The sequence below is a fragment of the Pseudomonas spartinae genome (assembly GCF_965197125.1).
In the GTDB taxonomy this organism is placed as follows: Bacteria; Pseudomonadota; Gammaproteobacteria; order Pseudomonadales; family Pseudomonadaceae; genus Aquipseudomonas; species Aquipseudomonas composti_A.
Genome location: NZ_CBDAMB010000032.1, coordinates 1 through 1323 on the forward strand (window position 1 = coordinate 1; position 1323 = coordinate 1323).

2 protein-coding genes are annotated in these 1323 nt (G+C 57.7%); both read right to left on the reverse strand.

Annotated elements, in window-relative coordinates:
• Positions 1-47 precede the first annotated feature (47 nt).
• Entirely contained in the window at positions 48-842 is a 795-nt protein-coding gene (locus ACN8M7_RS25900; RefSeq protein ID WP_003460128.1) for an HvfC/BufC N-terminal domain-containing protein, read from the reverse strand.
• Positions 839-1323 (reverse strand): MbnB/TglH/ChrH family RiPP precursor modification enzyme (locus tag ACN8M7_RS25905; protein ID WP_490262620.1); only part of this gene is annotated, 485 nt, incomplete at its 5' end. The genes ACN8M7_RS25905 and ACN8M7_RS25900, both read right to left, overlap by 4 nt.

The window sequence follows — 1323 nt, forward strand, 5'->3', positions numbered from 1 at the left end:
AGCGCTCGGAGTGGCCAAAGAGAGAGCGCTAGCCTAAAGGTTCCGGGTCATTCGTGTAATAGCTGGCCGCGCTTTAGCAAACCGTCGTTGACCCACAACTTCAACCAGGTCGCGGCTTGCAAGGGAGCTTGCTCGCCATGCGTGGCGCTCAACGACTCGCAGAGTTCAGCGAACGATCCGCCCTCGATGAGAAACTGCAATGCCGAAGCCTCCGCTGGCTCCAGGCTCCGGTACTGGCAGACGAGTTCATGACGCCAAACAAGACAGGCTAGGTTCGTTGGCAGGCGGGTAATATCAGGCAGCAAGCTGCCGGACTTGGCGGCTTTCCACAACTCCAGCGTGTTGTACTGCAGCTGCAACCACCGGGCAGATGCAGTCAGGGAAACCCTGAGTGAAATCCAGTCTTCAGCCGAAAAATCACTCATGGTCTCCAGCGAAAGCGCTTCGACATCCTGAGCGTCGAAGGCCAGTGTAAAGGCCCATTCCAGTTCCGCGAGTTCGCGCATCGGCGATAGTTGGGGTTCTTCGACGTAGCTGCTAATGAACTCGGGCAGCTTCTCGCCCAGCCAGCGAATGCTGAAATGTCGTGGTGGCCAGGCGGCCAAGTAGGCCAGTGCGAGCTGCTCGAATGATTCGTTGCCGATCCAGTGAAGCAGGGCAGGGAAGTCTTCTCGCAAGACCGCAAGCAGGCGCGAACGGTAAGCGTTGTGGTAGATCTGCAGGCCTTCGAGAGCACTCAGCGCTGTGCTACCTCGGATCTGCTCCAAAAGCTCGTTGGAGGGCAGGGCACTGTCACCTGTCAGGTAAGTTTCAAATGCAGTCTGTAGGGCGATCAGGCTCAAGGGGTGGCCCCCGATATCACAGATTTGGCGATAGCACGGGCATGTGCTAATTCGGACAACAGCTCTTCCAGCGGCGGAAACTGGTCATCCCGCTCGATCAAGGTCGATGTCGGGCCCAAGTAGCTCAAAGTCTTGCTGTAGAGAGACCAAACCGGATCAGCGATGGGCTGGTCATGGGTGTCGATGAGGTACTGCCCGTAATCGCTGTGCCCGGCCAGGTGAATTTGCCGAATCCGCTCGTGCGGCAATTCCATGATGAACTGCCAAGGGTCGAAACCCTGGTTGCGCGAACTGACGTAGACGTTGTTCACGTCGAGAAGCAGCTCGCACCCGGTCAGGTAACTGAGCTCCGAGAGGAACTGAGACTCGCTCATGCTGGATGTTGTCCACTGCACGTAGGAGGAAACGTTCTCCAGCACGATGGGACGTTCCAAAACATCCTGCACCAAGCGCACCCGGGCCGCGACATGCAGCAGGCTCT